The organism is Nitratireductor sp. CH_MIT9313-5, from assembly GCF_037029545.1.
In the GTDB taxonomy this organism is placed as follows: Bacteria; Pseudomonadota; Alphaproteobacteria; order Rhizobiales; family Rhizobiaceae; genus Chelativorans.
The window spans coordinates 54,501-74,874 of the sequence record NZ_JAYMER010000014.1 but is presented as its reverse complement, the minus strand read 5'-3'; the positions used below and the strand labels follow the sequence as shown (position 1 = coordinate 74,874).

Below are 20,374 nucleotides of genomic sequence, written 5' to 3'. Positions count from 1 at the left end.
TTTCTATTATGGGATTAGGAGGCAGGCGCCGATGAGGCGCCCTTGCCTGTTCAGCCAGCCATGGCGGCCTTGACCGCATCGATGGCAGCCTGAGCCTGGGAGCCATCAGGGCCGCCGGCCTGAGCCATGTCGGGACGGCCACCGCCACCCTTGCCACCGATGGCGGCAGACGCTGCGCGCACGAGTTCAACGGCGGAAAAACGGTCGGTCAGGTCATCGGTGACACCAACTACCACGCTTGCCTTGCCGTCTTCGGAGGTGCCGACAAATGTGACGACACCGGAGCCCAGCGACTGCTTGCCTTCGTCAGCAAGCGGCTTGAGATCCTTGCCGGAGATACCTTCCACGACACGGCCGAGGAAACCGACGCCTGCCACATCCTCACGCTCGCTGCCGCCTGACTGTGCGCCGCCGCCGCCAAGGGCCAGCTTGCGCTTCGTCTCGTTCAGCTCACGTTCAAGCTTGCGGCGTTCTTCGACGAGCGAAGAAACGCGGGCGGTGACATCGGCAGGTGAAACCTTCAGGAGGCTTGCTGCTTCCTTCAGACGGCGCTCCTGCTCATCGAGATGCGCTCGAGCGGCAGGACCGGTCAGCGCCTCGATGCGGCGCACGCCCGAGGCAACAGCACCTTCCGAAAGGATGCGCACAAGGCCGATATCGCCCGTCGCGCGTACATGGGTGCCGCCGCAAAGCTCGATCGACCAGCTCTTGCCGGCGCGCTCGCCGCTATCGCAGAGGCCCATGGAGACGACGCGGACCTCGTCGCCATATTTTTCGCCAAACAGCGCGCGCGCGCCCTCGGCGATGGCGTCATCGACGGCCATCAGGCGCGTGACGACCTTGTCGTTCTGCAGGATGATCTCGTTTGCGCGATCCTCGATGCGGGAAAGTTCCTCATCCGTGATCGGCTTGGGATGCGAGAAGTCGAAACGCAGGCGGTCGGGTGCGACGAGCGAGCCCTTCTGTGCCACATGGTCGCCCAGCACTTCGCGCAGTGCCTCGTGCAGGAGGTGGGTGGCGGAGTGGTTGGCGCGAATGCGCTTGCGGCGCGCCGAATTCACCTTCAGCTCGACCTCGTCACCAAGGCTGACCTTGCCTTCGGCAATCTTGCCAAAATGCACGATCAGGCCATCGCCCTTGCGCTGCGTGTCGGTGATCTCAATGCTGAAACCTTCGCCGGAAATCACGCCCGTATCGCCAATCTGACCACCGGATTCGGCGTAGAAAGGCGTCTGGTTGGTGACGAGTGCGATGTCCTGACCAGCTTCAGCCTCGCGGGCCTGCGCGCCATCCACAACGATTGCGGTGACCACACCTTCAGCTTCTTCCGTCTCATAGCCCAGGAAGTCGCTGGCACCTGCCTCGTCCTTGACCGCGAACCAGACCGCTTCGGTAGCCGCTTCGCCGGAGCCTGCCCAATTGGCGCGGGCTTCGGCCTTCTGGCGCTCCATGGCGGCGTTGAAGCCTTCAAGATCGACCTTGATGTTGCGCTGGCGCAGCGCATCCTGCGTCAGGTCGAGCGGGAAGCCGTAGGTGTCATACAGCTTGAAGGCAGTCTCGCCGTCCAGTTCGGCACCCTCGCCCATTTCGCTTGTAGCATCGGCCAAGAGGTTCAGGCCGCGCGCGAGCGTCTTGCGGAAGCGGGTTTCCTCCAGCTTCAAGGTTTCGGTGATGAGCGCTTCACCGCGCACCAGCTCAGGATAGGCCTGGCCCATTTCGCGCACGAGTGCTGGCACGAGTTTCCACATCAGGGGCTCGTCGGCACCCAGAAGCTGCGCGTGGCGCATGGCGCGACGCATGATGCGGCGCAGCACATAGCCGCGGCCTTCATTGGACGGCAGCACACCATCGGCAATGAGGAAGGAAGAGGCGCGCAGATGGTCGGCGATAACCTTGTGGCTGGCATGGCTCTTGCCGGCCGCCTCAACACCGGTTGCCTCTACCGAGGCGCGGATCAGCGCCTTGAAGAGATCGATTTCGTAATTGTCATGCACGCCCTGCAGCACGGCTGCAACACGCTCGATACCCATGCCCGTGTCGATAGACGGACGCGGCAGGTTCACACGTTCATCCGGCGTGATCTGCTCAAACTGCATGAAAACGAGGTTCCAGATCTCGATGAAGCGGTCGCCATCTTCATCGGGGCTTCCGGGGGGGCCGCCGAGAATGCCTTCGCCGTGGTCGTAGAAGATTTCCGAACACGGACCGCAAGGACCGGTATCGCCCATGGCCCAAAAATTGTCGCTGGTCGGGATGCGGATGATCCGGTCGTCGGACAGGCCCGCAATCTTCTTCCAGAAGGAGGCTGCCTCGTCATCGGTGTGATAAACGGTGACCAGCAGGCGCTTGGCATCCAACCCGAATTCCTTCGTAACCAGGTTCCAGGCAAGCTCGATCGCGCGTTCCTTGAAATAGTCGCCGAAGGAGAAATTGCCCATCATCTCGAAGAAGGTGTGATGGCGCGCGGTGTAGCCGACATTGTCGAGGTCGTTGTGCTTGCCGCCGGCGCGGACGCATTTCTGCGCGGAAACGGCCGTCGAATAGGGACGCGTCTCCAGACCCGTGAACACGTTCTTGAATGGCACCATGCCCGCATTGGTGAACATGAGGGTCGGGTCATTGCGCGGAACAAGCGGTCCGGAGGGAACGATCTCGTGCCCGTTCTTCGCGAAATAGTCTAGAAAAGTCGACCGGATGTCGTTGACGCCACTCATGAATTTGCCTTTGCGAGAGACCTGGCCGGAATACGGCTGAACTGGAAGCCGCCTTTTAGCGGCTGCGCAATGCACTGTCCAGAAATCCGCGGTGGAGACCACTGTTCCAGACAAAAAGAAGGCACCGCTGGTGGTGCAGCGATGCCTTCATTCATGAACAGGTTGGTGGGAGGCTCAGGATCAGCCCTCGGCTGCGTCGTCCAGACCTTCATCCTTGCGCGCGTCGTCGAGGAATTTCTCGGCGATCAGGCCTGCATTCTGACGCAGGGCAAGCTCAACCTCCTCGGCCACGGCAGGATTTTCCCTGAGGAAGTTCTTGGCGTTCTCACGCCCCTGCCCCAGACGCTGGGAATTGTAGCTGAACCAGGCGCCCGATTTTTCGACGATGCCGGCCTTCACGCCCAGATCGATCAGCTCGCCAAGCTTGGAAACGCCTTCGCCATACATGATGTCGAATTCGATCTGCTTGAAGGGCGGTGCGAGCTTGTTCTTGACCACCTTCACACGGGTCTGGTTGCCGACCACCTCGTCGCGATCCTTGACGGAGCCGATGCGACGGATGTCGAGACGCACGGAGGCATAGAATTTCAGTGCATTGCCGCCGGTGGTGGTCTCCGGCGAGCCGAACATGACGCCGATCTTCATGCGGATCTGGTTGATGAAGATCACCATAGTCTTCGAGCGCGAGATCGAAGCGGTGAGCTTGCGCAGCGCCTGGCTCATCAGGCGGGCCTGCATGCCCGGCAGAGAGTCGCCCATCTCGCCCTCGATTTCCGCGCGCGGCGTCAATGCGGCCACGGAATCGACCACGATCACATCCAGCGCGCCGGAGCGCACCAGCGTATCGCAGATCTCAAGCGCCTGCTCACCGGTATCGGGCTGCGAAATCAGGAGATTTTCCAGATCCACGCCAAGCTTGCGGGCATAGACCGGGTCGAGAGCATGTTCGGCATCGATGAAGCCGCAAATACCGCCCTTCTTCTGGGCTTCGGCCACCGTGTGGAGAGCAAGGGTCGTCTTGCCCGAGCTTTCAGGCCCGTAAACCTCAATGATGCGGCCACGCGGCAGACCGCCGACGCCCAGCGCAATATCGAGGCCAAGAGAGCCGGTTGGAACCGTCTCGATCTCGACCACCTGGTCTTTGCTTCCCAGACGCATGATCGAGCCCTTGCCGAAGGAACGCTCGATCTGCGACAGGGCCGCGTCCAATGCCTTGGATTTGTCCACCGAATTGTCCTCTACAAGCCGCAATGAATTCTGAGCCATGATACAACACCTCTTGCCCGTCAATGGAGGCCTTTGCGGCCGATCGGTTCAGTTGGCTATTCGTACCTCTTTTGTTCTCATTTTGCAAGAGATAGTAAATATCTGTTTTAATTGAGTTATCCCAATTTGTTCTGCTCCTGTACTCAGAATGCAGCTCCCATAGAGAGGTCGGAATCATTTGAACTTGTCCCCTATGGATTTGTCGGCCCCTTCATAGTAGGCCCTCCAGCGACCTCGAATCGAGCCGGCCTGGAGGCCTGTGTTCCTTGAATGCTCCCATCATTTTTGCCATGGGTGGCGCGCATATCGACCGGCGCGGACGGGTGATCGGTCCCTATGTGGCCGAAGCTTCCAATCCGGGCGTGATACGGGAGGAAGTCGGCGGCGGGATTTTCAATGCCTGCTCGACCCTTTCCCGGCGCGGCTCATCGGTCCGCTTCTTTTCGGTGCGCGGGGGTGACAGCGGCGGTGAGGCCGTGGCACGGGCCATCGAAGAAGCGGATTTTGACGATCTGTCCGCGACGCATCTTGATCGACAGACGGCAAGCTACACTGCAATTCTCGACGGCAATGGCGACGTCATCGTCGCGCTTGCCGACATGGCGATCTATGAGGCGTGCCTTGAGCGCAATCTGCGCCGCGCCAAGCTGCGCGAGGCGATTGCGTCCAGCGATGCGATCTTCTGCGACGCCAATCTGCCGGAAGCTGCACTGGCCACGCTGATGCGGCATTGCGCGGATCAACCGGTTTTTGCCATCGCCATATCACCCGCCAAGGTCGTGCGGTTGCGGACCGTCCTCTCGCGGCTTTCCGTATTATTCATGAACCGGCGGGAGGCGAAGGCGCTTCTGGATATTCCACAGGAGAGCGACCCGGCGGGTGAAGCGCTTTGCGCGGGCCTGATGAAGGCCGGGCTTGAGGGCGGCGTCATCAGCGACGGCGGACATACGCTTCATGCCTTCCAGTCCGGCAGAATATTCACGCTCACGCCTCCGCCAGTGGATAAAATTGTCGATGTGACCGGTGCGGGAGATGCATTGGCCGGGGCCACCGTCGCAGCCATGATGCGCGGTGAACCCTTGGAGAATGCATTACTGGAGGGACTGGCAGCCTCCGCGCTCACGATCCAGAGCGACAAGGCCGTGGCGCCATTCAACACAGAGCAATTCGCGCAGATGCTGGCCGAGGTCGGTCAGGCGCAGACAGTTTCAGATGTGAAGGAGTACTGAGATGGCAAATGCCAAGGCCTTGATGGATATTCATCCGGAAGTCGCCGAAGCCGTCAAGGCCGGACGTCCGGTCGTGGCCCTTGAGAGCACGATCATCACCCACGGCATGCCCTGGCCGGAAAATGACGCCATGGCCGGTCGTGTCGAAGCCATCGTCCGTGAGGAAGGTGCCATACCGGCAACCATCGCCGTCATGAACGGACGGCTGAAGATCGGGCTATCGGAAGATGAGCGCAAGGCGCTGGCGCAGACAAAAGACGCGATGAAGCTCTCGCGCGCCGATCTTGCCTTCGCAATGGCCGAAGGCCGCGATGGCGGCACCACGGTTGCTGCCACGATGATTGCGGCGGCCTGGGCGGGAATAAAGGTCTTCGCGACAGGCGGCATTGGCGGTGTCCACAAGGGTGCCGAGACGAGCTTCGACATTTCCGCCGACCTTCCGGAACTTGCGCGCACACCCGTCATCGTGGTTTCTGCCGGGCCGAAGGCCATTCTTGACGGCGCGAAGACGCTTGAAGTGCTGGAGACCAATGGCGTCCCGGTGGTTTGCTATCAGAGCGATGTCGTGCCTGCATTCTGGTCGCGTCAATCGCCCCTGCCCGCGCCCTTGCGTCTTGACGAGCCGAAGGCCATAGCGCGCTTCCACTCGGTGCGGCAGGAACTGGAACTTGGCGGCGGCATGCTGGTGGCAAACCCGGTGCCGGAGAAGGACGAAATTCCTGCGGATGTGATGGCGGACTTCATCGCGCAGGCGCAGGAAGATGCCGAACGCCTGAAGATTTCGGGCAAGGAGGTGACGCCTTACCTGCTCGGTCGATTGCTTGAGATTACCGGCGGCCGCAGCCTGGCAACCAATATCGCCCTGGTGGAGAACAATGCCCGCCTGGCAGCAAGGATCGCCGCGGGCTTCTAAGCCTCAGCATCTGGCTTGTGAATGCAAAAAGGCCTGGCAATGCCAGGCCTTTTCATATCGGGATTAAGAAACGCAATTACTGCGTGACCGGAACCAGCTGGATCTCGACGCGGCGGTTCTGCGCGCGGCCTTCCGGCGTGGCATTCGACGCGATCGGCTGCGTCTCGCCCATACCGATGACCTCGAAGCGCTGCGAAGCGGCACCCTGGGCCATCAGATAGTTGGCGACAGAAGATGCACGGCGGCGCGACAGGTCCATGTTGTAGCCGTCGTCACCGGTGGAATCGGTATGGCCAACCACGTCGACAAGCGTCTGGTTATACTGCTTCAACACCAGCGCGACCGAATTCAGCGTCGGGTAGAATGCCGGCTGAATGTTGGCTTCATCGGTGGCGAAGGTGATGTTGGACGGCATGTTCAGGATGATGTTGTTGCCTTGGCGGGTAACACTTACACCGGTCCCCTGAAGCTGACTGCGCAGTTGTGCTTCCTGGCGGTCCATATAGGCGCCAACAGAACCACCCGCGAGAGCGCCGATACCGGCACCGATCAGCGCATTGCGGCGGTCATCGCCACCGGCCAGAAGGCCCACACCGGCGCCTGCCAGCGCCCCGAGCGCGGCACCGCCTGCCGTGTTTGAGATCTTCTGCTGGCCCGTATAGGGATCCGTGGAGGTCACGCAGCCTGCGGAAAAACCCGCGATCAGGGCTACGGCAACGGCTTTCTTAAGCATATGGGGTCTTCCTCTCCTGCGATTCGGGGCAAAACGGCCCTGTTTCAGGCGCTTTCTATCATAATTGGGGCAAAAAACTGAATGCAGCGCGGGAAGAGGGCAAAGAAGACGCTTCAATCGCCCTTGTAGAGCAGCCAATTTTTCGCAAAGCCACCCTTGGGCAGCTTGGAGAAGAGGCTGGTGCGGTTGCGGCCTGCACTTTTCGAGGCGTAAAGCGCTCGATCCGCCTTGGCGTAGAGATCCTCCGCATCGCTGGCTTCTGCCGCCATGCATACGCCAAGCGAAATTGAGATCGGGCCGAATTGCTGCGCGGTTGGTCCTACGGCAAACTCAGCCTGCGCGATGGCCGTTCGCGCGAATTCGGCAAGCTCGAAGACGCCGTTCTCGCTTTTGCCATCAACGACGATTGCAAATTCCTCGCCGCCGGTTCGTGCGACAAAGCCATTCTGGCCGACTTTCTGCGAGATAAGGTGAGCGACCATCTGCAGAACCTTGTCACCCACCGGATGACCGTGGCGATCGTTGAAGGCCTTGAAGCCATCGATATCGGCAAGGATCAGCGCGTTGAACATGACTTCGCGCCCGTCATTGTAGATTTCCGCCATGCGGCGGTCGAAGGCGCGTCTGTTCCAGACCCGCGTGAGCGGATCCGTCTCCGCCAGCCGCTTGTAGCGCGCCAGCTTGGTCTTCATGGCCTCAAGCTCTGCAGTCTTTTCCTGCATGGCTTTTGAGATCGTACGGCCCTGTTCGAGGGTGGAGTGGGTTGCCGCAGCCATGATGCCCACAACCTTCTGCAACACGTCACGCGATAGCGCACTCGGGCCATCCAATCCGCCAGCCGTCTTGTCGAGAATGGTGCAGAACTTTTCGATGGAGGTCTGCTCGCGCTCCATCAAGGCGAGGATTTCCGAAGTGTTCGCGCTGACCTGATCCTGGGCGGTCTGAACGATCTGGTCGCGACTGTTGGATGTGAAATATTTCTGGGACAGCTCATCAAGAGCCTGCTGGGTGGGTCGTTCGCCCAATTGCGAGAACTCCTGACAGAGATCCGCATTGGTGGCGGTTTCTACCGCATAGAATATCTCGTAATTTCGAGGCAGCCCCGTCACCCCCATCTGGCGCATGCGCGCCACGATCATGGATGCCAAATCAGGTTTACCTTCGCGTGCGCTTGCTGCCTGCAGCATATTCAGCACTACCCCCACAATGCGCATGGCCGTGCCATTCGCAATCTGCGACAAACACGCAGCCGGCAAAAAAACCAGCCACGCCTCGCTTCCCCTAGGTAAACCTTAGTATAGCCTGCCTAATGATGGGTTAACCCCGGTTGTTGCCTCACACGGGTTTATCCACTGTTACGTGCAACGGCAAATCCGGTCAGGTTTTGACACCCAGTTCGGCCAACCGCTCCACCACCGCCTCTTCCGCCTGATCAAGCTCGGAGAGCGTATCCTCAAGGTCGCGGCGCTTCTGACGCAGGGTCTCGCGCTTCTCCTCGATGCGCGTAATCATCAGGTTGAGCTGAGCCACCTCGCCCGGCGGGCTTTTGTATACCTGTATAATCTCGCGGATCTCGTTGATGGAGAAACCAATACGCCGCCCCCGCAGGATTTGGCGGATGAGATGGCGGTCGGAGGGACGGTAAAGCCTGGTGCGACCACGGCGTACAGGGTGTATCAGCCCTTCGTCCTCGTAAAAGCGCAGAGTACGCGTGGAGATACCGAATTCCCGTGTCAGTTCGGTAATCGTGTAATATTCGCGCATGCCCTGCCTTTCCTGCCCTCTTTGCAGGAGACAGTGCCACCTGATTTACGTAAAAGTCAATTCTGAGCCACTCCAAGCGGCCGGTTCTGCACGAATGTTCTGCTCTTTTCGCAGTTTTTTGCCCTGGAGCGCACCCCGCACCCATCTCTGCGGATCAAGGGCCTCACAGAAATCCGAACCACCAGGTTGCAAGTCCGAGAAATGCAAAAAAGCCGACCACATCTGTAACGGCGGTAACGAATACCGAGGAGGCGACCGCGGGATCGGCACCTACCTTGTCGAGCAGAAGCGGAATGAGGATACCGCCAAGCGCTGCAACGAACATGTTGATCACCATGGCGGCGGCGATAATGCCCCCAATATTCGGGTCTTGGAACCAGAGCCCTGCCACAAGTCCGATCAGGGTGGCGAAGATCGCTCCATTAAGGAGCCCCACGCCCATTTCACGGCGAATGATGCGGCCGGCATTGTAGATATCGAGATCGCGGGTCGCGAGCGCGCGCACGGTGACGGTCATGGTTTGCGACCCGGCATTGCCCCCCATGCCCGCAACGATGGGCATCAGGACGGCCAGCGCCACGATCTGCTGAATGGTTGCATCGAAGAGACCGATTACGGAGGCGGCAAGAAAGGCCGTGATCAGGTTGACGAGCAGCCAGGGAACGCGTGAACGCGCAGCGGTCATGACCGTATCGGAGAGTTCCTCATCACCCACACCGCCCATGCGCAGAAGGTCTTCTTCCGCTTCCTGCTGGATTACGTCGACAACGTCATCAATGGTGAGAACGCCGACCAGGCGCTCATTCTCATCCACGACGGCCGCCGACAGAAGATCGTATTGCTCGAAGATCTGTGCGGCTTCTTCCTGATCCATTGTTGCCGGTATTGCGTGGCGCGTCTCGCGCATCACATCCTCGATGCGCACGTTGCGTTTCGAACGCAGGATGCGATCGAGATCGACGGCGCCGACCAGCCTGAAGCCCGGATCGATCACGAAAACCTGGGAGAAATTGTCCGGCAGGTTCTGGTCATCGCGCATATAGTCGATGGTCTGACCGACAGTCCAGAACGGGGGCACGGCCACGAATTCGGTCTGCATGCGCCGACCGGCCGTCTCTTCGGGATATCCAAGCGAGCGGCGCAGACGGATGCGTTCGGTGAAAGGAAGCTGAGCCAGGATCTCGTCCTGATCCTCAGTCTCGAGGTCTTCCAGAATGTAGACAGCATCATCGGAATCAAGCTGCTGGACCGCCTGGGCGATCTGCGCATTAGGCAGGTTCTCGACAATGTCGAGGCGGATGGCCTCATCAACCTCGGTCAGCGCGGTGAAATCGAAGTCATCGCCCATCAGCTCCACTAGCGCACGGCGCTGTTCGGGCAGGAGCGCTTCCAGAAGATCGCCGATTTCGGATTGGTGGAGCGAGCTTACATCCTCTTTGAGCGTAAGCGTTGCACGGTCAGCGATGGCCGCGCCGATATGCGCCAGAAAATCGGAAGAGATGACACCGTCGGCATCATAGATGCCGGTTTCCTCGACGACTGGGGCTTCTTCCATTTCCGGCTGATTCTCGTTCAAAGGCACACTCCACTGGAGAGTTGGTTGCGCTGCACCTGCAGCTTCTCACCCTACAAGCTTAGCGCCCTCTAGCCCATTAGAAAGCCCGACAGCAACCCGAATGCGTACCGCAGGCGCACGACCCGTACTTGCTACACAAGTTATGGCTGTGGCCCGATACACGCAAAGGAGGATCAGCCATGATGTGGTGGAGAGAGGTATTGAGCGCCGGCGCCATGGTGCTGACCTTCGCAGCGTTTCTGCCCTATATCCGCTCGATCCATGACGGACGCACGCGCCCGCATGTCTTCTCATGGCTCTTGTGGGGTTCCACCACATTTGTCGTCTTCCTGGCACAGCTGGTAGACGGGGGCGGTGCTGGTGCGTGGCCCATCGGCCTCGCCGGGATCGTGACACTCTATGTCGCAGCGCTTGCATATTCGCACCGACACAGCGTGACGATCACCCGCTCTGACTGGTTCTTTCTCATAAGCGGGCTCAGCGCCCTGCCCGCCTGGGCTTTGACCGCCGATCCCCTATGGGCGGTTGTCATCCTGACCACGATCGACGTGATCGGTTTCCTGCCGACCTTCCGCAAATCCATTCATGACCCCTTCGCGGAGAATATGGGCTTCTATGCATTCACCACCGCGCGCAATGTGCTTGCGATGGCAGCACTGGAACATTTCAGCGCCACGACCCTGCTCTTTCCCGCGGTCACGGGATTTCTGTGCCTGATCTTCATTGCCGTGACGCTCGTCCAGCGGGGAAGGCATAGACGACACGGTTTACTTCCCTAAGGTTATTCTCTTTTGCGCGGTTTGCAGGCAGACTGACCCCATGGCACGTCAATCAAAATTGGGGGAACGACAAATGCCTGTGCTTGCCGACCGCTTCTTCAAACTCGCAATCATTTTCCTGATTCTGGGCATCGTGATGGGATTGCAGATGGCAATCTCGGGCAATCACAATGTCATCGGGCCGCATGCGCATACCAATCTGGTGGGCTGGGTGACGAGCGCGCTGTTCGGCGCCTATTACGCGCTCAACCCTGCAAAGGCAGAGCTGCGCCTGGCACAGATCCATTTCTGGACATGGCTTGTCGGCCTCGTGCTTCTGACGCCGGCGCTTTACATGCTTTATCTGGGTTATGGCGCGCTTGAGCCAGTAACGGCTTTCGGCTCACTGCTGCTCCTGGCGAGCGTCCTGATATTCGCTGCTGTCATGTTCAGAAGTGAAAGCGCATCCATGCCCGCCAGCATGAAGCCTGCCGAGTAGACGACGAGACCACCAACGGCCGCATCATCGCACCGACGAAAATCCGATCTTCGGAGAGGGTGTTGGTGCGGTCGAGAAGACTCGAACTTCCACGGGTTGCCCCACAGCGACCTCAACGCTGCGCGTCTACCAATTCCGCCACGACCGCACGTAACGAAGTGGCCAGCCCTGCCGGCCACGGAGGGGCATGTAGCAAATAGGCTCAGGGCGCACAAGCCTGAGATTGAATGATTTTTCGAAAAAGAAGCGGCTGGGGATATCCCTTGTCGTACGGCCTGCTCGCCCTGCCCCTGCAGGACTGGAACACACCGGTTGAAACGCTTAAGTAGGAGACAGCCAAGTGAGGCGCGACGCATGTCGGCGCCTGCAGCCAGTATCGGAGAATCCCCCCATGAGCGAGCTTGCCGAGGATCGGATCACCTTTCATCCTCAAGGCGCAAATGCGCCGGTTGAGTGGCGCGTTGAACCCGGGCTCACCGACTACGAATCGGCGCTGACATTCATGGAACAGAGAGCCGAAGCGATCCGCGCAGGCGAAGCGGAGGAACTGGTCTGGCTCGTCGAGCATCCACCGCTTTACACCGCCGGCACCAGCGCGAAGCCGGACGGCCTGGTGCAGGCCGATCGCTTTCCCGTCTACAAGGCTGGACGAGGCGGCGAGTTCACCTATCACGGCCCGGGGCAGCGGGTTGCCTATGTGATGTTGGACCTGAAGCGCCGCCGCGAGGATGTACGGGCCTTCGTGAAGGCGCTGGAAGAGTGGATCATCCACAGCCTTGCCAGCTTCAACATTCGGGCCGAGCGGCGCTGCGACCGCATCGGCGTCTGGGTTGAGCGCCCCGACAAGCCCCCTCTTCCCGATGGCAGCATGATGGAGGACAAGATTGCGGCCATCGGCATTCGCCTGCGCCGCTGGGTAAGCTTCCACGGCATTGCCGTGAATGTGGAGCCCGATCTCAGCCATTTCGGCGGCATCGTGCCTTGCGGCATTACCGGCTACGGTGTGACGAGCCTCGTTGATCTGGGGCTGCCGGTCACCATGGAAGATTACGATCTGGCATTGCGCCAGTCATTCGAGGACATTTTCGGTCCGGCACGCTGATCTGCCAGATCGGCTTGAACTGCGCGCGCGACCGGCACCTGATCTGAGCCGGACAGCAACTCCCTGCGTCGCTACCGAACCCATTCGTCCATTGGTCGATTCGACGAACGAACCAATCCATACGAGTGGACAGCGTTCCGCCTGCCGAAAGCTATGCGGTTCATTGCGCAATATGTTCCTTAGAGCGCGCCGATCCAGGTCGCGGCGACAACGATGAAAGAGCTTACAGCCACCAGCGAAACAACATCCTGAATGAGGTCGGTCATGGGTGTCTCCTGTGCATAAGATATTTTTGATCCTTGTATGATCCTTATATGTTCTTCTATTGTTCTCGTCAACCGGAGTGGGCGCTTCAAGGTGAACAAAGGGTTACACTGCGCTGCGTGGTAGCGCTTCGACAGGTGCTGGATCGTCAGCTGTGCGAGCTTTTCGCTGTCGCCGGAGCGCAGTCATTTGCGCTGGAGGCTTGGGGAGGTTTTGCGGCATCGAAGCCGCGAACTCTGATGCCAAGGACATAGCGTCATATACAGGAGACTTTGCTCCGGCGCGTGACACTGCACAGCCCAATGGGAGCCTTAGGAGGGTGAGCTTCGCGAGGTCTCTCGATCAGCGCTCCTGTCAGCGCGCTGCAAGCACTACCGCATGGCAGCCGCAGAGGCAGCATCTGCGACATGTGTCAGCATGCGCTTGGTGGCGAGCGTGTCAGTGGCCGCTTTTCACGTCGATCTCGACAATCTTGCCGTCGCGCAAGGTCACGCAGCGGTCCATGCGACGTGCGAGCTCCTCGTTATGCGTGGCGATCATTGCCGCAAGGCCTGACTGGCGCACCAGCGCTTCCAGCGCCTCGAAGACATAGCCCGCCGTGGCGGGATCGAGATTGCCGGTCGGCTCGTCGGCAAGCAGCACCAGGGGCGCGTTCGCCACGGCGCGCGCAATGGCAACGCGCTGCTGTTCACCACCGGACAGCTCTGCCGGACGGTGATCCGCGCGTTTGCCGATCTTCATGTAGTCGAGTAGCTGAACCGCCCTCGCCTGCGCCTCTTTGGGCGAAAGACCGGCGATGAGCTGCGGCATCATCACATTTTCCAGCGCGGTGAATTCCGGCAGGAGATGATGAAACTGATAGACAAAGCCAATCTCACGGCGGCGAATGGCCGTGCGCTTTTCGTCGGAGAGCGCCGTGCAGGGTTGACCGTTGACGATCACATCGCCCGCATCTGCATGTTCCAGCAAGCCTGCAATATGCAAGAGCGTCGACTTGCCCGTGCCTGATGGCGCAACAAGTGCGACCGTCTCGCCGGAATTGAGCGTAAAATCTGCACCTTCCAGAATGCGCAGAACCTTTGCACCCTGGGTGAACTGGCGATCAATCGCCTTCAGTTCCAGAACGGCTGTCGCCATTACTCGTATCTCAATGCTTCAACGGGATCGAGGCGCGAGGCGCGCCAGGCGGGGAAAATGGTCGCCAGGAAAGACAGGAGAAGCGCGATGATGACGACCGATGCCGTCTCGCCCGAATCCATGTCGGCTGGCAATGTGGAGAGGAAATAGACTTCCGGATCGAAGATCGTGGAGCCGGAAAGCCAGGAGAAGAACTGGCGGATCGATTCGACGTTGAGGCACAGGAGCGTGCCCAGGACGAAGCCGGCAAGCGTTCCCGCCACACCAATTGCTGCACCTGCCATGACAAAGATGCGCATGACCGCACCACTGGTCGCGCCCATGGTGCGCAGGATCGCGATATCGTGCCCCTTGTCCTTCACCAGCATGATCATGCCGGAGATGATGTTCATGGCTGCCACCAGAATGATCATGGTCAGGATCATGAACATGACATTGCGCTCCACCTCCAGGGCGGAGAAGAAAGTCTGGTTGCGCTGACGCCAGTCTGAAATGAGGAGCGGCTGGGTAAGCACGGAGGCAATCGCCTCTCGCGCGGCATCCACATTGTCCGGATCGTCGATGAAGACTTCCACAAGCTCCACGCGACCTTCCATATTGTTGAAGAGCTGCGCTTCTTCCAAAGGCATGAAGACGATGGAGGCATCATATTCCGACATGCCGACTTCGAAGATGGCGGTTACCGGGTAGCCCTTCACACGGGGCGTGGTGCCAAAGGGGGTCACGTCGCCTTCCGGCGCGACAAGGGTAATCGTATCACCGAGCGCAAGACCCAGGCGCTGCGCCATACGCGTGCCAATGGCCACGCCCTCGCCTGCCGCGAAATCGACAAGCGATCCATGGCGGATATTTTCCGACACCAGTTCCAGCTTGGTGAAATCCTCGGTGCGTATGCCGCGCACGAGCGCACCCGTGGATGCACCACGCGTGCCGGAGGCAAGAACCTGCGCCTCGACCAACGGTATAGCCAGACGCACGCCGTCAAGCTCCATAAGCCGCTCAGAGAGGGTGTCATAGTCTTCCAGAGGCAGATCGGTTGGCTGAAGGATCACGTGGCCGTTGATGCCGAGGATCCTGCTCATCAGCTCGGCGCGAAAACCGTTCATCACCGCCATGACGACAATGAGCGTTGCCACGCCTAGCATGATGCCCACGAAGGAGATGGATGCGATGACAGAGACCGCCGTCTCCTTGCGGCGCGAACGCAAATAACGCCAGGCAACCAGCCGCTCGAAATACGAGAAGGGTCCGCCCCCTTCTCCGGGTTTGGCGGTCACGGCCATTTAAGCGCCAAGCCTTTTTGCGACATCTGCGAGTGGCAGGGCTTCGCGCTCGCCTGTCTTGCGGTTCTTGATCTCGGCTTCGCCGGATTTCACACCGCGCGGGCCCACGACGACCTGCCAGGGCAGACCGATCAGGTCGGCAGTGGCGAATTTGGAACCGGCGCGCTGGTCGGTATCGTCATAAAGTACCTCGACACCGGCTTTGGTGAGCTCGTCGTAGAGCTTCTCGCAGGCATCGTCACAGGCTTCGTCGCCAACCTTCATGTTGATCAGTGCGACCTGGAAAGGTGCGACCGCTTCCGGCCAGATGATGCCATTCTCGTCGTGGCTTGCCTCAATGATCGCTGCCAGCAGACGCGACGGGCCGATGCCGTAGGAGCCCATGGAGACGAGATGTTCCTGACCATCAGGGCCAGTGACGCTTGCCCCCATCGGCTCAGAGTATTTGGTGCCGAAATGGAAGATGTGGCCGACCTCGATGCCGCGCGCGGAAAGCTGGTCTTCGCCTAGCACCTTCGACCATTCGCTCTCTTCGTGCATCTCGTCCGTTGCCGCATAAGGCGTGGTCCATTTCTCCACGATACCGGCGATTTCCGCGTCATCGGAGAAGTTCACATTCTCGTCGGGCACCTCCATCTGGAGGAAGGCGCGGTCGCAGAAGACTTCGCTCTCGCCCGTGGAGGCAAGAATGATGAATTCGTGGCTAAGGTCGCCGCCAATCGGGCCTGTATCCGCGCGCATCGGAATGGAATTCAGCCCCATTCGGGCAAAAGTGCGGAGATAGGCAACAAACATGCGGTTATAGGCCGCTTTTGCGCCATCATAATCCAGATCAAAGGAATAGGCGTCCTTCATCAGGAATTCGCGCGAGCGCATGACGCCGAAGCGCGGGCGCACCTCGTCGCGGAACTTCCACTGGATGTGGTAGAGATTGAGCGGCAGGTCCTTGTAGGACTTCACATAGGAACGGAAAATATCCGTCACCATCTCCTCATTGGTCGGGCCATAGAGAAGCTCGCGCTCGTGACGGTCGGTGATGCGCAGCATCTCCTTGCCGTAATCGTCATAGCGCCCGCTTTCGCGCCACAGATCGGCCGACTGGATGGTCGGCATCAGTATCTCCTGCGCGCCTGCGCGGTTCTGCTCCTCGCGGATGATCTGGTTGACCTTGTCGAGAACGCGCTTGCCGAGCGGCAGCCAGGAGAAGCTGCCCGCCCCCTGCTGGCGGATCATGCCCGAGCGCAGCATCAGCCGATGCGAGACGATTTCCGCCTCGCGCGGGTTCTCTTTGAGGATCGGCATGAAGAAGCGGGACAGACGCATCGAAATTATCCGTTACATGAGAAGCGGGCGCGGAATCATGGGCCCGATAAAACAGAGCCTGCGCTTATTAGCGATTTCGTAACGAATTGAAAACCCGAGCTTCACCGGGCCGAAGCATTCGCCTTGGGAATGGATAAGGCGCATGTCGATCACAAAACGTAACAATCGCACACAGGCGAAAATTTTTCGTGACAAGTTCGTGAAACTGAGTCTATGTTTCGTCCACACAATAAGAGGGCGGAGAAAAATCCGTCTTCACTACGCGGTCAAAGTCTTGGGAGGATAAGATCCTGGCGCGGAAACCCGCAGCCGCCGTGACATGAACGGAAACGGATCGGACGCGTTTAGTTTGCAAGGCTTCGAGCCTTGCATTTTTTTTGGCCCAAGGTCATTCGCCGACTAACACAAGGGCAGTATCATCTGCCCTTCTGCATCCCGCTGATCTGATGAGTAAATAAGCGTGCGTGGCTGGCAGCAGCCGCAAGGACAGGTGCCGCGCCGATCAGTCCAGCCCGGGGACCATGTTGGGAATGTCGTCGAAACTCAGGCCAAGTCCGCGTGTCAGGCCATAGAGTACGCCCATCACGATCAGGGTCAGGATCGTGGCGCGCAGAAAGGCCCTGCCTACATGTCGCCCACGGGGTGCGCTGGAGGTGGTGCCAAGCGTAACGTCGCCTTCATCATCCTGCGTGCGCAAGCCCACGGGCAGCGACAGGAACAGCATGATCCACCAGACGATCAGGAACACCGCGAGGAAGGAAATCAGGCTCATTCACCAGCTCCGCATGGGCTTGTGTGGAATTGGAAGCCAGAACCCGATCGGTCCTGACGCAGGGGCATGCTCTAGCACCGGCGAGGTGAAACAGCCACGTGACCGCCCGTCACACCTCTTCGAGTTCGACAAGCGTGCCGCAAAAGTCCTTGGGATGCAAAAAGAGGACGGGCTTACCATGGGCTCCGATTTTCGGCTCCCCATCACCCAGCACCCGCGCACCCTCTGCAAGAAGGCGATCACGCGCGGAACGAATATCGGGCACCTCGTAGCAGATGTGGTGCATGCCGCCTGACGGATTACGCTCCAGAAACTGCGCTATAGGCGAATTCTCGCCAAGCGGCTCCAGCAGTTCCACCTTGGTGTTGCCAAGATCGATAAAGACGACAGTGACACCGTGCTCGGGAAGCTCCTGGCGCTGGGACAGCGATGCACCAAGCGCATCGCGATAGGTGATGCAGGCCGCCTCGAGATCCGGAACGGCAATGGCAACGTGGTTGAGCTTCCCGATCATATGCCCTCTCCTACTGGGTGACGAAGACCGTCACGATCGGCTTTTTGCCCCAGGACTGGGCGGATGCGCCACGAACGGCACGACGCACCGCTTCCGCCACAAGGTCCAGATCGCGACGCTTCTGGCGAGGGATGGAGCGAACCGCCGAAATCGCCGATTCCGTCATCAGATCCTCGATATATGCGCCGCTGTCATCCTTTTCAGGCACACCGATGGCAACGAGATCCGGATCGCCGTCGAGATTGAGCTTGTCATCCAGCACGACATTGACCGCCACGTGACCGGCAAAGGACAGTTTGCGGCGGTCGCGCACGCCTACCTGCTCATCATCACCAATGATCTTGCCATCGCGGAAGATGCGACCGACCGGTGCCTGATCGATGATCTCGGCTGCACCGGGCGCAAGCCTCAACACGTCACCATTGCGGATCTGGGCGACTTCCGGAATACCCGCCTGGGCGCCAAGCGCACCATGTGCCACCAGATGCGCCGCCTCGCCGTGAACAGGCACGAGCACCTTGGGCTTCACCCATTCATACATCTGGCGGAGTTCATTGCGGCGTGGATGTCCGGAGACATGGACGAGCGCGTCCGTATCCTCGATGATCTTGATGCCCTGCTCGATGAGCAGGTTCTTCGTCTCAAGAATTGCTTTCTCATTGCCGGGAATAACACGGGAGGAATAGACGACGGTATCGCCCGCCGTCAGCGCCACATTGCGCATCTCGTCGCGTGCAAGCTTGGCGAGTGCCGCGCGGGATTCGCCCTGGCTGCCGGTACAAAGAATGACCGCGTTCTCGCGCGGGAGGTAGCCGAAGTCCTCTTCCGGCAGGAATGGCGGCAGGCCTTCGAGATAGCCCAGATCGGTCGCGACATCGATGACGCGCTTGAGCGAACGGCCAAGCACGAGCACCTGACGGCCTGCATCGCGGGCGGCTTCCGCGATGGAACGGATGCGACCGACATTGGAGGAGAAGGTGGTGACCGCAACGCGGCCTGCCGCCTCTTCGATGACTTCTCGCAGTCCCTTGCCGACGGCTTCTTCCGAAGGCGATTCGCCTTCACGCATCGCGTTGGTGGAATCACACACCAGTGCCAGAACACCCGCCTCCCCCAATTCCCGGAAACGCGCTTCATCAATGCGCTGGCCGAGCGATGGAGCGGGATCGATCTTCCAGTCACCCGTATGGATGACAGTGCCAACCGGGGTGGTGATTGCAAGCGATACGGGCTCGGGGATGGAGTGGGTCACATGGATCGCTTCGATGGAGAATGGACCAACATCGAAGGTTTCACCCGGCTTGAAGATGCGCACAGGCACGTCGGGTGCGTTGTGCTCGCCCTCGCGCTTTGCTTCCAAAAGGCCGGCGGTGAACGGGGTCATCCAGACTTCGGCCTTCAGGCGCGGCCAAAGGTCAAGAAGAGCGCCATAATGATCTTCGTGGGCGTGGGTGATGATGATGCCACGCAGGCGCTTCACCTCACGCTCGATGAACTGCGTGTCAGGCAGAACCAGATCGACGCCCGGCAGGTCGGGGCCCGGGAAGGTCACGCCGCAATCGACCACGATCCACTCGCGCTTGTCGCGAGGGCCATAGCCGTAAAGGCCGAAATTCATCCCGATTTCGCCGACGCCGCCCAAGGGGCAGAAGACCAGCTCGTTCTTATCGTTTGCCACGTTCTTTCACCTGTTCTTCATTGCCGCACGGAGGCGACAGCGCCAAAATGCACATCGCCTGCTGCGATGCGCGTGCGCGTTCCATCATTTTCCCGGATAACAAAGCGACAGCTTTCGTCAATGGTTTCAAACACACCACGGACGACCCGCCCGTCGACGCGGACGGCGACATCGCTGCCGAGACCTGCGGCCTTTTCAAGCCATCGATCGCGTATCGCAGGCAGGCCCTGTCCCTTGTCCCAGAGGCGATAATTTTGCACCCAACAGGCGCTCAACATTTCGAAAAGCTCTTCGGCTTTCAGACTTGAACCGAGTGCGGCGAGCGAGCTTGCCGGATATGGCAGCCCTTCCGGTGCCGCGACCACATTCACGCCAATGCCAATGACAACAGAAAAGCGCCCATCCTGCAGTATGGAGCTTTCAAGAAGAATTCCCGAAAGCTTTGCCCCGTCGGCAAGAACATCATTGGGCCATTTGAGCTGAAACAGCGGACGGGCATTTTCGTCCTGAGCATAGTCAGGCGCCATCCGCATCCGCAGTTCAGGTGCGGCCATTTCGAGGGCATCGGACAAGGACAGGCCCGCAACGAAGCCAAGCGAGGCCGCAATGGCGGGGTCGAGATCGTCCGCGAGGAGCAGCGAGGCTGCGAGATTGCCGTGGGGCGATGCCCAGTCGCGCCCTCGCCTGCCTCGGCCGCTGGTCTGCTGGAGTGCTGCAAGCCAAAGCGGGCCCCGCTCACCGGCAGCAGCCCGCTCAAGTCCCAAAGCATTGGTCGAACCGACCGCGTCGAAGCCCTCCAGGCGATAGCCTGCTTCGAGGGCTTCTGGCGCGAGCGTGAACATCAGCCTC

General features: G+C 59.8%; 18 protein-coding genes and 1 tRNA gene. 5 read left to right on the top strand and 14 right to left on the bottom strand.

Annotated elements, in window-relative coordinates:
- Positions 1–50 precede the first annotated feature (50 nt).
- On the bottom strand, positions 51–2,714 hold the full coding sequence (gene alaS, locus WA367_RS07865; RefSeq protein ID WP_336056240.1) for an alanine--tRNA ligase: 2,664 nt from the start codon (positions 2,712–2,714) through the stop codon (positions 51–53).
- Positions 2,715–2,894: 180 nt separating this feature from the next.
- Positions 2,895–3,980, bottom strand: a complete 1,086-nt coding sequence (gene recA, locus WA367_RS07860) for a recombinase RecA (protein WP_336056239.1) — start codon at positions 3,978–3,980, stop codon at positions 2,895–2,897.
- A 266-nt stretch (positions 3,981–4,246) separates the two neighbouring features.
- On the opposite strand from recA, the gene WA367_RS07855 reads away from it, so the two are divergent.
- Together WA367_RS07855 and WA367_RS07850 are read left to right on the top strand one after the other, a co-directional pair.
- On the top strand, positions 4,247–5,209 hold the full coding sequence (locus tag WA367_RS07855; RefSeq protein ID WP_336056238.1) for a carbohydrate kinase family protein: 963 nt from the start codon (positions 4,247–4,249) through the stop codon (positions 5,207–5,209).
- A gap of 1 nt (position 5,210) precedes the next feature.
- Entirely contained in the window at positions 5,211–6,122 is a 912-nt protein-coding gene (locus WA367_RS07850) for a pseudouridine-5'-phosphate glycosidase (RefSeq protein WP_336056237.1), read from the top strand.
- A 76-nt stretch (positions 6,123–6,198) separates the two neighbouring features.
- On the opposite strand, the gene WA367_RS07845 is transcribed toward WA367_RS07850, so the two are convergent.
- The 4 genes from WA367_RS07845 to mgtE all read right to left on the bottom strand — a co-directional run bounded on the left by WA367_RS07845 (position 6,199) and on the right by mgtE (position 10,174).
- Positions 6,199–6,855, bottom strand: coding sequence for an OmpA family protein (locus WA367_RS07845; RefSeq protein WP_336056236.1), 657 nt, complete (start codon positions 6,853–6,855; stop codon positions 6,199–6,201).
- Positions 6,856–6,968: 113 nt separating this feature from the next.
- Entirely contained in the window at positions 6,969–8,096 is a 1,128-nt protein-coding gene (locus tag WA367_RS07840; RefSeq protein WP_336056235.1) for a GGDEF domain-containing protein, read from the bottom strand.
- A gap of 136 nt (positions 8,097–8,232) precedes the next feature.
- Positions 8,233–8,619: a MerR family transcriptional regulator gene (locus tag WA367_RS07835; protein ID WP_336056234.1), complete on the bottom strand. Its 387-nt coding sequence runs from the start codon at positions 8,617–8,619 to the stop codon at positions 8,233–8,235.
- A gap of 163 nt (positions 8,620–8,782) precedes the next feature.
- Entirely contained in the window at positions 8,783–10,174 is a 1,392-nt protein-coding gene (mgtE, locus tag WA367_RS07830) for a magnesium transporter (protein WP_336057068.1), read from the bottom strand.
- Positions 10,175–10,374: 200 nt separating this feature from the next.
- Here mgtE and WA367_RS07825 point away from each other — a divergent pair, with 200 nt between their 5' ends.
- Positions 10,375–10,974, top strand: a complete 600-nt coding sequence (locus tag WA367_RS07825; RefSeq protein ID WP_336056233.1) for a hypothetical protein — start codon at positions 10,375–10,377, stop codon at positions 10,972–10,974.
- A 73-nt stretch (positions 10,975–11,047) separates the two neighbouring features.
- Complete coding sequence (locus WA367_RS07820) at positions 11,048–11,452, top strand: hypothetical protein (protein WP_336056232.1); 405 nt, start codon at positions 11,048–11,050, stop codon at positions 11,450–11,452.
- Between the two features lie 63 nt (positions 11,453–11,515).
- On the opposite strand, the gene WA367_RS07815 is transcribed toward WA367_RS07820, so the two are convergent.
- Positions 11,516–11,600 (bottom strand) — tRNA-Leu (locus WA367_RS07815).
- Between the two features lie 243 nt (positions 11,601–11,843).
- On the opposite strand from WA367_RS07815, the gene lipB reads away from it, so the two are divergent.
- Positions 11,844–12,554, top strand: coding sequence for a lipoyl(octanoyl) transferase LipB (gene lipB / locus WA367_RS07810; protein ID WP_336056231.1), 711 nt, complete (start codon positions 11,844–11,846; stop codon positions 12,552–12,554).
- Positions 12,555–13,256: 702 nt separating this feature from the next.
- Here lipB and WA367_RS07805 read toward each other — a convergent pair.
- The 7 genes from WA367_RS07805 to WA367_RS07775 all read right to left on the bottom strand — a co-directional run bounded on the left by WA367_RS07805 (position 13,257) and on the right by WA367_RS07775 (position 20,370).
- Positions 13,257–13,955 (bottom strand): ABC transporter ATP-binding protein, encoded by a 699-nt coding sequence (locus WA367_RS07805; protein WP_336056230.1) that lies wholly within the window; start codon positions 13,953–13,955, stop codon positions 13,257–13,259.
- Positions 13,955–15,238: a lipoprotein-releasing ABC transporter permease subunit gene (locus WA367_RS07800; RefSeq protein WP_336056229.1), complete on the bottom strand. Its 1,284-nt coding sequence runs from the start codon at positions 15,236–15,238 to the stop codon at positions 13,955–13,957. The genes WA367_RS07805 and WA367_RS07800 overlap by 1 nt, the downstream gene beginning before the upstream one ends.
- The gene (gene proS, locus WA367_RS07795; protein WP_336056228.1) at positions 15,239–16,561 is read right to left on the bottom strand and encodes a proline--tRNA ligase; all 1,323 of its coding nucleotides are present in this window, start codon (positions 16,559–16,561) and stop codon (positions 15,239–15,241) included.
- Positions 16,562–17,063: 502 nt separating this feature from the next.
- Positions 17,064–17,333 carry a DUF1467 family protein gene (locus tag WA367_RS07790; RefSeq protein WP_336056227.1) on the bottom strand — a complete coding sequence of 90 codons (270 nt, stop codon included), beginning with the start codon at positions 17,331–17,333 and terminating at the stop codon, positions 17,064–17,066.
- 109 nt (positions 17,334–17,442) lie between these two features.
- Positions 17,443–17,847, bottom strand: coding sequence for a methylmalonyl-CoA epimerase (mce, locus tag WA367_RS07785; RefSeq protein ID WP_336056226.1), 405 nt, complete (start codon positions 17,845–17,847; stop codon positions 17,443–17,445).
- A gap of 10 nt (positions 17,848–17,857) precedes the next feature.
- Positions 17,858–19,465, bottom strand: coding sequence for a ribonuclease J (locus WA367_RS07780; protein ID WP_442935562.1), 1,608 nt, complete (start codon positions 19,463–19,465; stop codon positions 17,858–17,860).
- Between the two features lie 77 nt (positions 19,466–19,542).
- On the bottom strand, positions 19,543–20,370 hold the full coding sequence (locus WA367_RS07775) for a biotin--[acetyl-CoA-carboxylase] ligase (RefSeq protein ID WP_336057067.1): 828 nt from the start codon (positions 20,368–20,370) through the stop codon (positions 19,543–19,545).
- Between the last annotated feature and the right edge of the window lie 4 nt (positions 20,371–20,374).